This is a genomic window from Pseudomonas sp. BSw22131 (assembly GCF_026810445.1).
Classification (GTDB): Bacteria; Pseudomonadota; Gammaproteobacteria; order Pseudomonadales; family Pseudomonadaceae; genus Aquipseudomonas; species Aquipseudomonas huanghezhanensis.
Window position 1 is genome coordinate 3,960,412 of the sequence record NZ_CP113949.1, and the last position, 15,340, is coordinate 3,975,751.

Consider the following 15,340-nt stretch of genomic DNA (forward strand, 5'->3'; position numbering starts at 1 on the left):
AACCAATCACTCCAACAACGAAGATTCAGGACTGCGCGCACCCAGCCAGGCACGCAACTCAGAAAAATGATGGATCGCCAGCCGAGGCTCGAACGCCCGCAACGAATCCACCGATTGCGCCCCGTAGCCGACGGCAACCGAATCCATACCCGCATTGCGTGCCATCAATAGATCAAACGAAGAGTCGCCGATCATCAAGGCTTTTTCAGGTACAACCCCGCAATGCGCGAGAATTTCCTGCAGCATCAACGGATCAGGCTTGCTCGCAGTCTCGTCGGCGGCACGGGTAATGTCGAAGTAGTCTTGCAAACCATGCGCTTTCAACACCCGATCCAGCCCTCGACGCGCCTTGCCCGTGGCCACAGCCATCCGATAACCCTGGGCACGGAAATGCTCAAGCGACAGACGAACATCCTCAAACAGCTGCGACGGCTCGACGTCCATCGCCATGTAGGCATCCGCGTATCGCTGACGGAAACTGACCAGATCAGACTCAGAAATGTCGGGGTACAAGGTCCGAATCGCCTCAGGCAAGCCCAAGCCAATGATGCCCTTGATCGCCAGATCATCTCGCATCGGCATGTTCGACTTTAGGGTAGCGTCGCGCATCGCCTCGACGATGCGGCTAATGGAATCAGCCAGCGTGCCGTCCCAGTCAAAAATCAGCAGTTCATAATCAGGAGGCACTCAATCGCTCCACGGCCTTGGCCCACATCTCGTCGACAGGCGCTTCAACTTTCAGGGCTGTGCCGTCCTGCATCGGGACAGTCAGCGCATAGGCGTGCAGAAAAAGACGCTTGCCGCCGAGATCACGAATCTCTTTGCTGAAGCCCTCATCGCCATATTTTGTGTCGCCGGCGATCTCATGACCTGCGTGCAGCGCATGCACGCGGATCTGGTGAGTTCGGCCGGTGATGGGGCGCGCCTCCACCAGGGTGGCGAACTCGCCGAAGCGACGGAGCACTTTGAACAACGTCAACGCCTCTTTACCCTCTTCGTTGACTTCAACCATTCGCTCGCCAGACCGCAAATTGCTTTTCATGAGCGGCGCACGCACTTGCTTGACCGCAGTTGCCCAGTGACCGCGGACCAGCGCCATGTAACGCTTGTCGACGCCATCACCGCGCAACTGCTCGTGCAAATGGCGGAGCATGCTGCGTTTCTTCGCGATCATCAGCAGGCCGGAGGTGTCTCGATCGAGCCGGTGAACCAGTTCAAGCTCCTTGGCATCCGGGCGCAGTTGACGAAAGGCCTCGATGACACCAAAGCTCAGACCGCTGCCGCCGTGCACGGCTATGCCTGCGGGCTTATTGAGCACAATCAGCGCTTTGTCTTCATAAACGATGGCGGCTTCAAGGCGCTGCAACAACCCTTGAGCGACCGGCACCGGTTCGTCGCGCTCAGGTACGCGCACAGGCGGCACACGCACGATGTCACCCGCCTGAAGCTTGTATTCGGGCTTGATCCGGCCTTTGTTTACCCGCACTTCGCCCTTGCGCAATATGCGGTAAATCAAGGTCTTGGGAACGCCCTTGAGGTACGTGATCAGGAAATTATCGATGCGTTGACCGGCAAGCTCCGGCGCAACCTCAACCAGCTGGACGCTGGGGGTTGGAGGGGTAATATTCGTCATGGCGCAAATCATAACAATTTTTTATGGATTTGAAGCACTTAATGATTGCTGCTATAGTCGCGAACGCCGCCAAAAGCGGCCTGGGCAGCGGATAAACGGTATGACAGCCGGCCGTGACCAACGCAATTCACGAGGGCGCGAGGCCGTCCTACGAGGCTTTCGGTGACAACGGAAGTTTGTGAGCGTAACAAGCGCAGGTGACATGAGGCCTGAAACAAGCCCGATCGCAGAGTGAATCACTCGCCATCGAGGCCCATGTTCAAGGCCAGTTCACAAAGTGCAGTCGTTTACAGACACCTCCGGGCGAATGTTTCGGAAACCATGCCTTATTTGAGCCATGACGCGCGAACTTCCCATCGAAGATCGCGGTAAATGCAAACCCGCTGCGGATTCAGCGCGCGGCAGCACCCGAATTATCAGGGATACGTGTGGGGTGGAGACGCACAACCGTTGGACTGCGTAGCAAGGCTTTATCCAAGACGCTTCATATCGTCCGCAGCCAATCGTTGATTCCTCCTCCTGACAAAGCTTTTGCTGACAGGGTGTCATTTGTCACCACAGCAAGCAGGAAACGTCGTCGCAAGTCAGGCCCCTTTGGCTGAAGCTCGCTAGACACTGGAGTGTCCAACCACTCTTGACGTGCCCTGACACCGACCGTGAGAAGTCGTGTGTGCCGAACGCCGTTTCCGGCAGCCCGGAAACCGACGGTACTACATGAAAAGAATGCTGATTAACGCAACTCAACCCGAAGAGTTGCGTGTTGCGCTGGTAGACGGCCAGCGCTTATATGACCTGGACATCGAGTCCGGGGCCCGCGAGCAGAAAAAGGCCAACATCTACAAAGGCCGGATCACTCGTATCGAGCCAAGCCTTGAGGCTGCTTTCGTCGATTTCGGCTCTGAGCGCCACGGCTTCCTGCCGCTGAAAGAAATTTCCCGCGAATACTTCAAGAAAGCCACCGAAGGCCGCGTCAACATCAAGGACGTCCTGAGCGAAGGCCAGGAAGTCATCGTTCAGGTCGAAAAAGAAGAACGCGGCAACAAGGGCGCAGCCCTGACCACGTTTATCAGCCTGGCCGGGCGTTACCTGGTACTGATGCCGAACAACCCGCGTGCGGGTGGTATCTCGCGTCGCATCGAAGGCGAAGAGCGCAACGAACTGCGTGAAGCACTGAACGGCCTGGTCGCTCCGGCGGATATGGGCCTGATCGTGCGCACCGCCGGCCTTGGCCGCAGCAGCGAAGAAATGCAGTGGGATCTCGACTACCTCCTGCAACTCTGGACCGCCATTAAAGAAGCTTCGCTGGATCGCTCCGCGCCGTTCCTGATCTATCAGGAAAGCAACGTCATCATCCGCGCCATCCGTGACTACCTGCGCCAGGATATCGGCGAAGTGCTGATAGACAGCGTCGAAGCACAGGAAGAGGCACTCACCTTCATTCGTCAGGTGATGCCGCAGTACGCCAGCAAGATCAAGCTTTACGAAGACAGCGTCCCGCTGTTCAACCGTTTCCAGATCGAAAGCCAAATCGAAACCGCCTTCCAGCGTGTGGTTGAACTGCCTTCCGGCGGCTCGATCGTGATAGATCCGACCGAAGCACTGGTGTCCATCGACATCAACTCGGCGCGTGCCACAAAAGGCAGCGACATCGAAGAAACCGCACTGCAGACCAACCTTGAGGCGGCTGAAGAAATCGCCCGTCAATTACGTCTGCGCGACATCGGTGGCCTGATCGTCATCGACTTCATCGACATGACGCCTGCCAAAAACCAGCGCGCCGTTGAAGAGAAAGTCCGCGAAAGCCTGGAAGCCGACCGCGCCCGTGTTCAAGTGGGTCGCATCTCGCGTTTCGGCCTGCTGGAAATGTCCCGCCAACGTCTGCGTCCATCGCTGGGCGAAAGCAGCGGCATCGTCTGCCCACGTTGCAACGGCACCGGCATCATCCGTGACGTTGAATCGCTGTCGCTGGCCATCCTGCGCCTGATCGAAGAAGAAGCCCTGAAAGACCGTACCGCCGAAGTTCGCGCTCAAGTGCCGATCCCGGTGGCGGCATTCCTGCTCAACGAAAAACGTAACTCGATCACCAAGATCGAACTGCGTACCCGCGCCCGTATCGTGATTCTGCCGAACGATCACCTCGAGACGCCGCACTTCGAAGTGCAGCGCCTGCGTGATGACAGCCCGGAAGCGCACACCCTGCAAACCAGCTACGAAATCGCGGCAGCCGCTGCTGAAGTCGAAGAAGTTGCACCGCCAGCCGCAGCCACTCGTACGCTGGTTCGTCAGGAAGCTGCCGTCAAGACAGCCCCTGCCCGCGCCAATGCTCCGGTTCCAGCCGAAGTTGCTGCACCGGTTCCAGTTGCTGCTCCGGTTGCCCACGAGCCAAGCCTGTTCAAGGGTCTGGTGAAATCCCTGGTGAGCCTGTTCGCCACCAAGGAAGAGCCGGTTGCACCGGTCGTCGTCGAGAAACCAGTCGTTGAGCGCCCCGCGCGTAACGAAGAGCGTCGCAATGGCCGTCAACAGAGCCGCAGCCGTAACGGCCGTCGTGATGAAGAACGCAAACCACGCGAAGAACGCGCACCTCGTGAGGCCCGCGAAGAGCGTGCACCGCGTGAGGAACGTGCCCCACGTGAAGAGCGTCCTGCACGCGAGCCTCGTGAAGCCCGCGAAGAAACCGTTACTACTACAGCTCGTGAGGAGCGCCCGGCTCGTGCCCCACGCGAAGAGCGCAACTCGCGCGCACCGCGTGAAGACCGCAAGTCCCGCGAAGATCGTCCGGTCCGTGAACTGCGTGAACCACTGGACGCTGCTCCGGCTGCTGCTGCCGTTACGACCGCTGTTGCCGTAAACGTCCTGCATGAAGAGCGCCCTGAGCGCGCGCCACGTGAAGAGCGTCAGCCGCGTGCACCGCGCGAAGAGCGTCAACCTCGTGCCGAGCAGCCAGTCGCTGCTGAAGTCGAAGAAGAAGTGCTGTTGAACGAAGAGCAACAGGATGACAACCAGGAGCACGCCGAAGGCGATCGTCCTCGCCGTCGGTCCCGTGGTCAGCGTCGCCGCAGTAACCGTCGCGAGCGTCAGCGTGATGCCAACGGTGATGTGATCGAGGGTTCCGAAGGCGCCGAAGAGGGCCAGGAAAACGCTTCTACAGACGTCGATGCAGGCCTGGCGGTTACCGCAGCCGCTTCAGGCAGCGTGATCAGCGCACCCGCTGAAGCGCAGGCTCATCGTGAAGCCGAGCGCGCCACTGCTGCAATCGATCCATCGGCCGAACCGTCAGTCCAGGCGCCTGCTGCCAAAGCCTCCGAAGCTGTGGAAGTCCCTGCGGTCGAAGCGCCAGTTGCTGCGATGGCTGCAAGGCCTTCGATTGCACCGGAAGTTGAGGTCGAGCCTTTCGACGCGACACTTGCTCCGTTCGAACGTCAGGTTAAGGCCGCTGCTCAGGCAGAACTGTTCGACACGGCTCCGACGCCAGCGCCAGCGCCAGTAGAAACGCCAGTGGTGGCTGAAGCGCCGAAAAAGGTCGAGACCCCAGTCGTTGAGGCGCCTGCAGTTGAGGCACCTGCGACTGTTACTCAGCCTGCCGTTGCTGCAACGCCAGTGGTTGAGCCGGTCGTTGCCGAGTCAGCACCTGTCGAGCCTGCTGCCGCCGAACCCGCCAAAGCGCAAACAGCTATCAGCGAGCCTGCCTTCGAAGCTCCGGCCACTTTGGCGGCGCCTGAAATCGTTGCCACTCCAGTCATCGCCGAACCGGCAGTGATCGAGCCGGTTGCGGTTGTTGAAGAAGCGCCTGCGGTAAGCAGCAGCGGTCGTGCACCGAACGACCCACGTGAAGTGCGTCGTCGTCGCCTGGAAGCCGAGCGTCTGCAGAAGGAGGCTGAAAACGCCGCCCCTGTGACCGCTAGCGCTGCCCATAAAGCAGAAGCGGCACCAGCAGCAGAATCAGCGCCGGCACCGTCTATCGACGAGAACGTGCAATCGGCTGACGAAGTTGTGCATCACCCGGCAACCCAGTTGGAAGACAGCAAAGAGCCTAAACCGCTCGCTTGATCCCCGCTGAATAAAAAAGCCCCACCTGTGTGAGCAGGCGGGGCTTTTTTACGTCTGTAGATTGGCCTCAGGTGGGTTTGAATTCGAGGGCAGCAGGTACGTCGACATCCCATAAAACACCGGGATCATCAACGGCTACGTCACTGACTCGTACTCCCTGAAACAATCGCTTGGCACCCTTCTCTCCTGCCAGCGTCATCAAATCAGGCCCAAACTGTCGACCGAACGCCACGGGATGGCCATATTCCCCTTTGTAGACAGGCACCGTGATCGTATCGGCATCCATGGACTGGACGACCTGTTTCAACGTATCAGGATGGATGAACGGCATATCGCCCAACATGATCAACCAGCCACGGTGATCAGGTTGCGCAGCAACAGCGGCGGCGATGCTGTCGCCCATGCCGGGGGATTCCAGGATCACGACTTCGCAGCCATACAGCAGGCCCAACTCGGCAACGCCGGGAGAGTCAGGCCGGGTGATGACAATGCACTTATCCACAACCGCCCGGACGCGGGTCAATACATGCTCGAGCACGCACCGCTCAATACCGTCGCGGCCGGTGCACTGTGCCAGGAGCTTATTACGATGGGCACCCGCTAGCAGCCGATAGCGACTGCCCCGACCTGCGGCAAGGACAATGGCGCACAGGGTTTCAGGCATCTGGGACCTCTCTTTTGGCCTATGCGGGAAGATGGGGTCTTGAGGGGTACAGCCCAGGTAAGCCCATCCGGCTCACTCAGTAGAGATTGGGTTCCATTTCAAGTTCAACCCCGAATTTCTCGACGATGTCAGCCTGAATGGCACGGGCCAGTTTGAGTAAGTCAGCACCACTGGCTGCGCCGTAGTTCACCAGCACCAGTGACTGCAAGCGATGAACGCCTGCATCGCCGTCGCGAAAGCCCTTCCAGCCGGCCTGCTCGATCAGCCATCCTGCGGCCAGTTTCGCGCGGCCGTCGGCCTGTGGATAACTGACCAGAGACGGATGGGTGATTTTCAGGCTTGCCGCCCGCTCGGCCGATACCAACGGGTTCTTGAAGAAACTGCCAGCATTGCCCAGCTTGGCCGGGTCCGGAAGTTTTTCGCTACGGATGGCGCAGATCGCGCGGCTGACATCCATTGGCGTTGGCTGTTTGATACCCAACTCATCCAGACGCTGCCGGACCGGGCCGTAGTCGAGTTTCAGGTTAGCACTGTAGCTCAAGCGAAACCGCACTCTCAGGATCAGCCAGCGACCTGCATCGTGCTTGAACACGCTGTCACGGTAGCCGAACGCGCAGTCTTCCAGCGAGAACTCGCGCAACTGCCCGGTTTCGCGATCCATCGCGGTCAGGCTGTGGAAGACGTCCTTGATCTCGACCCCGTAAGCGCCGATGTTTTGCATGGGCGCGGCGCCAACGGTCCCCGGAATCAGGCTGAGGTTTTCAAGCCCGGCAATCCCGCGCGCCAGCATGTCCTGCACGAACGGGTGCCAAGGCTCCCCAGCTTCGGCCTCGACTAAAGCATGCGTGCAGTCTTCATGGAGGATGCGAATGCCGAGGGTCGACATGCGCACGACCAGCGCGTCGATATCGCCGGTCAACAGCAGGTTGCTGCCCCCGCCGATGATCAACAACTGCACGTCATGCTGTTGCGCGTAGGCCAGCGCCTCACGCACATCGTCATCGCTGTGAGCTTGCGCAAACAGCCGCGCCCGCACATCCACCCCAAAGCTGTTGAAGGGCTTGAGGGAGACGTCGTTTCGAACCTGCAACGTCATGGGCGAGCCTGCATCGTTGAGGGCAGGCGAAAGCTACGAATCAACATCAAACCTCCAGCAAACGCCGCACGCGCTCCAGGTCCTCGGCCGTGTCGACACCGGCAGGCGGCGCTTCAAGGGCATCAGCCACGTGGATCCGCACGCCATGCCACAAGGCACGCAGCTGCTCCAGGTTTTCAGTGTTTTCCAGTCCGCATGGCCCCCAGCTGACAAAGTCATGCAGGAAACCGGCACGGTACGCATAAATCCCGATATGACGGCGATACGGCACGCCCTCAGGTAACTGATCGCGATCCTTGGCCAGCGCATCACGCGCCCAAGGCAACGGCGCGCGGCTGAACGTCAGCGCCAGACCGTTGATATCCGATACCACCTTGACCACGTTGGGATTGAACAACGCCGCCACATCGTCGATGGGCTCTGCCAACGTCGACATTCGCGCCTCGGGGTGCGCTGCCAGGTTATCGGCGACCTGATCGATCACCGACGGCGGGATCATGGGCTCATCACCTTGTACGTTGACCACAATGGCGTCGTCAGTCAGCTCCAATTGCAGGGCCACTTCCGCCAGACGATCAGTACCGGAGTTGTGGTCGTCACGGGTTAGCAGCACTTCGGCGCCGAACGCATGGCAGGCTTCGACGATACGCGCGTCGTCGGTAGCGACCACCACGCGCTGGGCACTGCTCTTGCGAGCCTGCTCCCAGACGTGCTGGATCATCGGTTTTCCGGCGATGGTTTTGAGTGGCTTGCCAGGGAACCGGCTGGAGCCGTAACGCGCCGGGATCACGACGGTAAAGGCTGCGGTCATTTATCCAGACGCTCGTCAGTGGACAGTGTGCGGGCTTCGGTTTCGAGCATCACCGGAATGCCGTCGCGAATGGGGTAAGCCAGACCGGCGCCTTTACTGATCAATTCGGTTTTGTCAGCGCTGAGCTTGAGCGGACCTTTGCAGATCGGGCAAGCGAGGATGTCGAGCAATTTGGTGTCCATAGGTAATCCTGAGCGAGTCATGGCAAAAGACGAAGTAGCTGCGAATCGAACCACTGAATAAAAGCTGCGGAAGGCACAGCGTCGACCGCCAGATACCACCAGTCATCGCCCGCAAAGGCGCGGCATTTCACGGCGTCCTTCTCGGTCATGATCAGTGGCAGCAGGGGTTCGAACGCCAAGGCTTGCGCGCTGTAAACCGCATGGTCGGCAAACGGGTGTGGCACAGGCCGCCAGTGTAGTCCTTCGAGGGTGCTGAAGAAACGTTGCGGGTTGCCGATGCCAGCGACCGCATGCACGGCTTGTCCCGATGCAAAATGTTCGACGGACCGGCGCTCGCCGGTCAGCAGATTGACCAGCGCCGAAGGCTGGAGCTGGAAGCCGTAGCCGTCTTCCCGGTCAGCAGGCGCGCCGTTGTACAGCAGCGCATCAACGCTTTGCAGCCGCTCGACCGGTTCACGCAAAGGACCAGCAGGCAGGCAACGGCGATTGCCCAGGCCTCTGGCGGCGTCAATCAGTACCAGCTCCAGATCACGGGCAAGGCGGTAATGCTGCAGGCCGTCGTCGGAAAGGATCAGGTCCAGGGGCCCCGCTTCCAGCAGCGCTCGAACGGCTTGAGCGCGGTCAGGATCAATCACCAACGGCACGCCGGTGCGCTGCACGATCAATAGCGGCTCATCGCCTGCCTCATCGGCGCGCTGATCCGGCGTAACGCGCCACGGAAAGCTGGCAGGCCGGGCGCCGTAGCCGCGACTGACAACGCCCACGCGCAAGCCACGGCGTCGGCAGTGCTCGATCATCCACAGAATAAGGGGTGTTTTCCCGGTGCCGCCGACAGTGATATTGCCCACCACAATCACCGGGACCGGTGCTTTATAGATATCACCCTCACCCGCCACGAACCGCGCACGCTTTTTATCGACGACACGCCGGTACAGGCATTCCAGCGGGCGAAGCAATGCGAGGGCAGGATGGCCGGTGTACCAGGCGTTGAGCAGTCTGTCAGTCAGGGCCATCAGTTAGCCGATGCGGCCTCGACAGTGGTCATGCGCAAGTGGGCGAAGCCGAGCTTGCCGGCAGCGTCCATCGCAGTGATGACGGCCTGATGCGGGGTCTTGCCATCGGCGCTGATTGACAGCGGCAGGCTGGTGTCGCCGGCTGACTCCTTCTGCAACGCATCGATCAGCGTTTGCAGATGGCTGTCCGGCAGCAGCGTGTTGTTCACTGAATACACGCCATCGGCATTGATCGTGATGTCGACATGTTTTTTGTCCGCATCGTCCGCCGAGGCACCGGTCACCGCCTGGGGCAGCTCCACGCGCATCTGGGTTTCACGCGTGAACGTGGTCGTCACCACGAAGAACAGAAGCAGAATGAACACCACGTCGATCAGCGACACCAGGTTGATGTCGATGGTCTCACGGGGTTTGCGGCGTCTGAATTTCACTTCTTCTTGCCCTCGGCCTTGCCGGCGGGCTTGTCTGGCAAGTTGACTTCGACCAGATCCACATCGCGATCACCCTGCACTACTTCAACCAGCTTGATCGCCTCCTGCTCCATGCCAACGACCAGCTCATCGACACGGCTTTGCAGGTAGCGATGGAAGAAAATCGCCGGGATAGCGACTGTCAGGCCGGACGCGGTGCAGATCAGCGCCTTGGCGATACCGCCTGCGAGCATGCCTGCGTTTCCGGTCATGCCAGAGCTGGTAAACGAACTGAAAATGTCGATCATGCCCAGCACGGTGCCCAACAACCCCAACAACGGCGCCATGGCAGCGATGGTGCCCAGCGTCGCCAGATAACGTTCGAGATCATGAATGACGCGGGCTGCGGCCTCTTCAATGCATTCCTTCATGATTTCGCGACCATGACGGGAATTGGCCAGACCCGCAGCCAGGATCTCACCCAGCGGTGAGTCGGCGCGCAGCTCCTTGAGCTTTTCGCCATTGAGCTGTTTGTCTTTGATCCAGCGCCACACCTGACCGAGCAAATGCGGCGGCGTGATACGGCTGGCACGCAAGGTCCACAGACGTTCGATGATGATCCCGACGGCGGCGATGGAACTCAGAATGATCGGTAGCATCATCCAGCCACCAGATTTGACCAGTTCCCACACAGCGACCACCCCCAGAAAAAAAGTGGCGCCACTCTAACATAGGGGCGTCGGCGCGCCGAAGCTCGCGATGAATAACCGGCCGTTTCATTCACGCCAGAAGCGCATCTTTCTTCGCTCGGCCCGAGGCTCGCCAAAGGCACCCAATTGCACCGTGATGGCCCCAAGCTCTGCGCTGTCGTAGGTGTCGATGTCCATCCAGCGGTAGCGCGACATCACCAACGGATGCGGGTGGCCAAAGCTGTTGTTGCGCCCTCGGGAGATGAGCACGCCGCGTGGCGACACCCCGCGCAGGAAAGGCCGGGACGATGAGCTGCGGCTGCCGTGATGTGGCGCCTGTAGCCAGTCGGCACGTACTTCAAATCCGTCATCGAGCATTGCACGCTCGGCTTTGATGTCGATATCCCCGGTCAGCAAGAGACGCTCACCGTTGGCCTCGACACTGAGCACGCAAGACGCCTGATTGCCTTCAGCGGCGGCGTCCCAGATCCAGGTCGAAAACGTCACCTCGTTCCAGCGCCAGGATTCTCCATTGCGACAGGCTTGCGCGCCCAGCTCTGGCGGCAGCCTCGCCACGTCGCCTGCCAACACCCGATCCACCTGCAGCGCCTGCACAATGGCCGGGGCGCCTCCGGCATGGTCGGCGTCGGCGTGGCTGAGCATCATCACGTCCAACACCGTCACCCCGGCTTTGCGGATGGCGGGAAGCACCACCCGCTGTCCGATATCGAATTCGCCAAAGCGCGGACCGGCGTCATACAGAAGGCTGTGCTCCCGGGTGCGCAGCAAAATTGCCAGTCCCTGGCCTACGTCCAGTTGCAGCACCTCGACATGCCCCTCCGGCACGCTTTTGATCGGCGGGAAAACACAGAGCAACAACATCGGCCAGCCCAACAGCCGCATCGGCACACCGCTGGGCAATAACAGCAGGACCGCCCCCATCATGCTGACGCCCCAGGCCCAAAACGGCACAGACGGACCGGTCCAGGCGGGTATCAAGCGAGCGACCCACGCCAGCAGCCCAAATAGCCACTCCATCGATCCGCCTGCCAGCCACAATAACCCCTCACCCACGGTTGGCACTGCGATAAGCCCGGTACCCAGCAGCGCAAGAGGCAACGTCACCAGACTGATCCAAGGTACCGCAAGCAGGTTCGCAGCAGGTCCGCTGAGGCTTACAGGCAGATTGAGTGCCACGAGCATCGGCAGCAGGCCGACGGCGATGAGCCACTGCGCCCGCGTCCAGCTTCGCAACCAGTGCCAGGCGCCCAAACGTGCGCTGAACATCAGAATAAGCACGCCGACGGCGCTGAACGACAGCCAGAAACCAGGCGTAAGGCTGACCAGTGGTTCGAAGACAAGAACCAGATTCAGTGACACCAGCATCGGCCAACTAACGCCCAGCTGACGAAAGCGCAGTCGCCACACCAGCACCATGCCGATCATCACGCAGGCGCGTCGGACCGGCACCTCGAAGCCCGCAAGAAAGCCGTAAGTCAGCGCACCCATGAACGCGAGAAGGCACGCAGCAGGCAGCCATGGGATGAATCGCGGCCACACACCCCACCGTGCCAGTCCGGCGACCAGTCCGTAGATCAGACCGCTGAGCAAGCCGATGTGAGTGCCGGAAATCACCAGTAAGTGAACCGTGCCGGTGTCTTGCAGCACCTGCCAGTCGGCCGTGCTGAGCCCGGAATCGTCGCCGAGCACCAGCGCTGCCAAGCCGCCCTCACGACCTTGAGCATCCACGGCAAGCAAGCGCTCCCGAAGCGTATCGCGCCATGACGGCGAAGCCGAGGTCAGTAACTGCCCGTCGAGCACGGTACCCGTCGCGCCAATCCGCTGGGCCAGCAGCCACGCTTCGTAATCGAACGCGTCGGGATTGACCAGACCGCCGGGGGCCTTGAGCTTGACTGCCAGACGCCACGTTTCGCCGCTGCGCACCGCTGGTCCGCCGTACCAGGCGACACGAATCTTCTGTGGCAGCCGGGTGCGACGGGACTGGGGGTTTTCGAGTTCAAACCGTACAACCTCTTCGCCACTGTGCGGCAGGCCGACAATCTGGCCCTGCAACCAGAGCGTCTGCCCGTCGAGCCTTGGGGCCAGGCGATCGTCGAGCGCCCACTGCGCCGAGGCGCAGGCCCACGCAAGTCCGAACAGGAAAAAAGCCAACGGGTACGTACGAAACGGGAGCAACATCAGCGCGACCACCGGCATTAACAGCAATAACCAGACGGGCGGCAATGTCGGTAAAAAACGCAGGGCCAACAGCCCCAATGCAAGCGCAAGCATCCCTGTGCGCATGGTCCCTTCCCTGTTTAGCGAAAAATCCTCCTCACGGCTTAGCGCAACTGCGGCGTGACGGTTTTATTAATTGTCACAAAGTCTGAATTTCCAGCGTTCAGTATCTGTGCATACTTTGCCGCGACTCAACTGCCCACCACCCGGATGACTGTATGCCACGCCACCTGATCAAGCGTTACATGCCCGATCCGAACAGCATCAGGGAACACAAATCCTTACGTTTTTTTGGCCGCCTGCTCCACGATCCGAACCTGTGGCACCTCAATCGGCGGTCGGTTGCGCGCGCGATGGGCATGGGCTTGTTCGCCGCCCTGATGCCGATTCCGCTGCAAATGCTGCTGGCCGCCCTGCTGGTGATCTGGGTGCGCGGCAACCTGCCGATCGGGGTGAGCCTAGTGTGGCTGACCAATCCGCTGACGATGCCTCCAGTGTTTTATTGCACGTACAAGATTGGCGCCCTGTTCATGGGGCTACCGCCAAGGCACTTCCCGGATGAGCTGACGTGGGAGTGGATAAGCGGACAGCTGACAACACTGTGGCAACCGTTTTTGCTGGGTTCTGTGGTGGCGGGCGTATTGCTTGGGTTACTGGGATATTGTCTGACGATGGTCTACTGGCGCTGGTGGGTCGGGCGGCAGTGGAGATTGAGGCGGGAAAAGCGTAATCGGAGGTAGTAGCGCGCGTGCCCGCGATTACGGTGTGTCAGACAACCTAAATGGTTCAGGCACATCGCGATCGCGGGCAAACGCGCTCCTACAAGGCCAGCATTACTGGCGCATACCGCGGCCGCTCACCAGGAGGCGCGCGCAGCCCAGATACAGCACGATGGTCGCAACGATCATGAACGCCAGGGCGATGCTTATCTTGATGTCTGACACGCCAAGAATCCCGTAGCGGAAGGCGTTGACCATGTGCAGGACCGGGTTGGCCAACGACACGGTCTGCCAGAAAGGCGGCAGCAAGTTGATCGAGTAAAACACCCCGCCCAAGTACGTCAGGGGTGTCAGTACAAACGTCGGAATGATCGAGATGTCATCGAAGTTGCGCGCAAAGACGGCGTTGATGAAGCCCAGCAGCGAGAAGATCGTCGCCGTCAGCACCACCACAACAACGGTTACCCCCAGGTGATGCACCTGCAGATCGGTGAAGAACATCGACAGCATGGTAACGATGATCCCGACCATCAGACCGCGCAGCACGCCGCCCAAGGTGTAGCCGATCAGGATGGTGTGGGGCGAAACCGGTGACACCATCAGCTCTTCGACCGAGCGCTGAAACTTAGCGCCGAAGAAGCTTGAAACCACGTTGCCGTAGGAGTTGGTGATCACCGACATCATGATCAGACCCGGCACGATGTACTGCATGTACGTGAAGCCACCCATGTCGCCGATCTGCCGGCCGATCAGGTTGCCGAAAATCACGAAGTACAAAACCATGGTGATCGCCGGGGGAAGCAGCGTCTGCGGCCAGATCCGGGTGAAACGCCGGATCTCGCGATAAACGATGGTGTTCAGGGCGATCAGGTTGGGGCGCAGCTCGGAGCTCATATCGCCACCTTCGACAGATTTTTTTCCACCAGCGACACGAACAACTCCTCAAGACGATTGCTTTTGTTGCGAAGGCTCAAGACCTGAATGTTTTGCGCCGCCAACTGAGCGAACAGCGCGCTGATCCCGACCGTTTTGTCGACCTGGATCTCCAGTGTGTGGCTGTCCACCAGTTTTGCCGGGTAACCCGTCAACTGCGGAGGCGTGGTCATGGAGTCCCGCAGATCAAGCAGGAAGGTCTCGACTGTCATGGTGTTGAGCAACTGCTTCATGCCGGTGTTTTCGACGATGATGCCATGGTCGATGATGCCGATGTTGCGGCAGAGATGCTCAGCCTCCTCCAGATAATGCGTAGTGAGGATGATGGTGATGCCTTTCTCGTTCAGCTCGGTGAGAAACGTCCACATCGAGCGACGCAGCTCGATGTCCACGCCGGCGGTTGGCTCATCGAGAATCAACAGGCGCGGCTCGTGAATCAGCGCCCGAGCGATCATCAGCCTTCGTTTCATGCCGCCCGACAGCGAACGTGACGGCGTATCGCGCTTGTCCCAAAGCCCCAACTGGGTCAGGTACTGCTCGGCTCGCGCCTTGGCAATCTTTGGCGGTATGCCGTAATAGCCCGCTTGCGTGACCACGATGTCGAAGGTCTTTTCGAACTGATTGAAATTGAATTCCTGGGGCACAACGCCAATCGAGCGCTTGAGTTGCGCCGGGTTGCGGTCCAGATCGTGACCAAAAATGTTGACGGTCCCGGTGGTCTTGTTGACCAGCGTCGAGATGATCCCGATGGTGGTGGATTTGCCGGCACCGTTGGGGCCGAGCAAGGCGAAGAAATCACCCTCGGCGACGTCCAGATCGATGCCCTTGAGGGCCTGGAAACCGTTGCCGTAGGTCTTGGTTAGCTGCTTGATGGAAAGCGCAGAACTCATGACTGTAAAAGCACC

General features: G+C 60.0%; 14 protein-coding genes. 2 read left to right on the forward strand and 12 right to left on the reverse strand.

Annotated features, from left to right (window positions below; genetic code table 11):
* Window positions 1-6: 6 nt before the first annotated feature.
* On the reverse strand, window positions 7-687 hold the full coding sequence (locus OYW20_RS17740; protein ID WP_268797240.1) for an HAD-IA family hydrolase: 681 nt from the start codon (window positions 685-687) through the stop codon (window positions 7-9).
* The gene (gene rluC / locus OYW20_RS17745; protein WP_268797241.1) at window positions 677-1,633 is read right to left on the reverse strand and encodes a 23S rRNA pseudouridine(955/2504/2580) synthase RluC; all 957 of its coding nucleotides are present in this window, start codon (window positions 1,631-1,633) and stop codon (window positions 677-679) included. The genes OYW20_RS17740 and rluC overlap by 11 nt, the downstream gene beginning before the upstream one ends.
* Before the next feature lie 714 nt (window positions 1,634-2,347).
* Between rluC and rne the strand changes: the two genes are divergently transcribed.
* Window positions 2,348-5,680 carry a ribonuclease E gene (rne, locus tag OYW20_RS17750; protein WP_408005422.1) on the forward strand — a complete coding sequence of 1,111 codons (3,333 nt, stop codon included), beginning with the start codon at window positions 2,348-2,350 and terminating at the stop codon, window positions 5,678-5,680.
* A gap of 67 nt (window positions 5,681-5,747) precedes the next feature.
* Here rne and OYW20_RS17755 read toward each other — a convergent pair whose 3' ends face one another.
* The 8 genes from OYW20_RS17755 to OYW20_RS17790 form a co-directional block, all read right to left on the reverse strand.
* Window positions 5,748-6,344 carry a nucleotidyltransferase family protein gene (locus tag OYW20_RS17755; protein WP_268797243.1) on the reverse strand — a complete coding sequence of 199 codons (597 nt, stop codon included), beginning with the start codon at window positions 6,342-6,344 and terminating at the stop codon, window positions 5,748-5,750.
* 76 nt (window positions 6,345-6,420) lie between these two features.
* Window positions 6,421-7,440 carry a UDP-N-acetylmuramate dehydrogenase gene (gene murB / locus OYW20_RS17760; protein ID WP_268797244.1) on the reverse strand — a complete coding sequence of 340 codons (1,020 nt, stop codon included), beginning with the start codon at window positions 7,438-7,440 and terminating at the stop codon, window positions 6,421-6,423.
* Between the two features lie 46 nt (window positions 7,441-7,486).
* Entirely contained in the window at window positions 7,487-8,251 is a 765-nt protein-coding gene (kdsB, locus tag OYW20_RS17765) for a 3-deoxy-manno-octulosonate cytidylyltransferase (protein ID WP_268797245.1), read from the reverse strand.
* On the reverse strand, window positions 8,248-8,433 hold the full coding sequence (locus OYW20_RS17770; protein WP_268797246.1) for a Trm112 family protein: 186 nt from the start codon (window positions 8,431-8,433) through the stop codon (window positions 8,248-8,250). Before OYW20_RS17770 ends, kdsB begins: the two co-directional genes overlap by 4 nt.
* A gap of 17 nt (window positions 8,434-8,450) precedes the next feature.
* A complete protein-coding gene (gene lpxK / locus OYW20_RS17775) occupies window positions 8,451-9,446 on the reverse strand; it encodes a tetraacyldisaccharide 4'-kinase (protein WP_268797247.1) in 996 nt (331 codons plus the stop codon).
* Complete coding sequence (locus OYW20_RS17780; RefSeq protein ID WP_268797248.1) at window positions 9,446-9,877, reverse strand: ExbD/TolR family protein; 432 nt, start codon at window positions 9,875-9,877, stop codon at window positions 9,446-9,448. Before OYW20_RS17780 ends, lpxK begins: the two co-directional genes overlap by 1 nt.
* The gene (locus OYW20_RS17785; RefSeq protein WP_268797249.1) at window positions 9,874-10,548 is read right to left on the reverse strand and encodes a MotA/TolQ/ExbB proton channel family protein; all 675 of its coding nucleotides are present in this window, start codon (window positions 10,546-10,548) and stop codon (window positions 9,874-9,876) included. The genes OYW20_RS17780 and OYW20_RS17785 overlap by 4 nt, the downstream gene beginning before the upstream one ends.
* An 84-nt stretch (window positions 10,549-10,632) precedes the next feature.
* Complete coding sequence (locus tag OYW20_RS17790; protein WP_268797250.1) at window positions 10,633-12,849, reverse strand: DNA internalization-related competence protein ComEC/Rec2; 2,217 nt, start codon at window positions 12,847-12,849, stop codon at window positions 10,633-10,635.
* Window positions 12,850-13,001: 152 nt separating this feature from the next.
* Here OYW20_RS17790 and OYW20_RS17795 point away from each other — a divergent pair, with 152 nt between their 5' ends.
* Entirely contained in the window at window positions 13,002-13,523 is a 522-nt protein-coding gene (locus OYW20_RS17795; protein WP_268797251.1) for a DUF2062 domain-containing protein, read from the forward strand.
* 93 nt (window positions 13,524-13,616) lie between these two features.
* Here the strand turns inward: OYW20_RS17795 and OYW20_RS17800 are convergent, their stop codons facing one another.
* Together OYW20_RS17800 and OYW20_RS17805 are read right to left on the reverse strand one after the other, a co-directional pair.
* Entirely contained in the window at window positions 13,617-14,396 is a 780-nt protein-coding gene (locus OYW20_RS17800) for an ABC transporter permease (protein ID WP_268797252.1), read from the reverse strand.
* Window positions 14,393-15,325, reverse strand: a complete 933-nt coding sequence (locus tag OYW20_RS17805) for an ABC transporter ATP-binding protein (protein ID WP_268797253.1) — start codon at window positions 15,323-15,325, stop codon at window positions 14,393-14,395. Before OYW20_RS17805 ends, OYW20_RS17800 begins: the two co-directional genes overlap by 4 nt.
* Window positions 15,326-15,340: the final 15 nt, after the last annotated feature.

Bases quoted from the DNA above. Each gene is read 5' to 3' on its own strand.
- OYW20_RS17795 (WP_268797251.1), top strand. From the start codon at position 13,002: ATGCCACGCCACCTGATCAAGCGTTACATGCCCGATCCGAACAGCATC.
- OYW20_RS17755 (WP_268797243.1), bottom strand. From the start codon at position 6,344: ATGCCTGAAACCCTGTGCGCCATTGTCCTTGCCGCAGGTCGGGGCAGT.
- murB (WP_268797244.1), bottom strand. From the start codon at position 7,440: ATGACGTTGCAGGTTCGAAACGACGTCTCCCTCAAGCCCTTCAACAGC.
- lpxK (WP_268797247.1), bottom strand. From the start codon at position 9,446: ATGGCCCTGACTGACAGACTGCTCAACGCCTGGTACACCGGCCATCCT.
- kdsB (WP_268797245.1), bottom strand. From the start codon at position 8,251: ATGACCGCAGCCTTTACCGTCGTGATCCCGGCGCGTTACGGCTCCAGC.
- OYW20_RS17790 (WP_268797250.1), bottom strand. From the start codon at position 12,849: ATGCGCACAGGGATGCTTGCGCTTGCATTGGGGCTGTTGGCCCTGCGT.
- OYW20_RS17770 (WP_268797246.1), bottom strand. From the start codon at position 8,433: ATGGACACCAAATTGCTCGACATCCTCGCTTGCCCGATCTGCAAAGGT.
- OYW20_RS17805 (WP_268797253.1), bottom strand. From the start codon at position 15,325: ATGAGTTCTGCGCTTTCCATCAAGCAGCTAACCAAGACCTACGGCAAC.
- OYW20_RS17800 (WP_268797252.1), bottom strand. From the start codon at position 14,396: ATGAGCTCCGAGCTGCGCCCCAACCTGATCGCCCTGAACACCATCGTT.
- rluC (WP_268797241.1), bottom strand. From the start codon at position 1,633: ATGACGAATATTACCCCTCCAACCCCCAGCGTCCAGCTGGTTGAGGTT.
- rne (WP_408005422.1), top strand. From the start codon at position 2,348: ATGAAAAGAATGCTGATTAACGCAACTCAACCCGAAGAGTTGCGTGTT.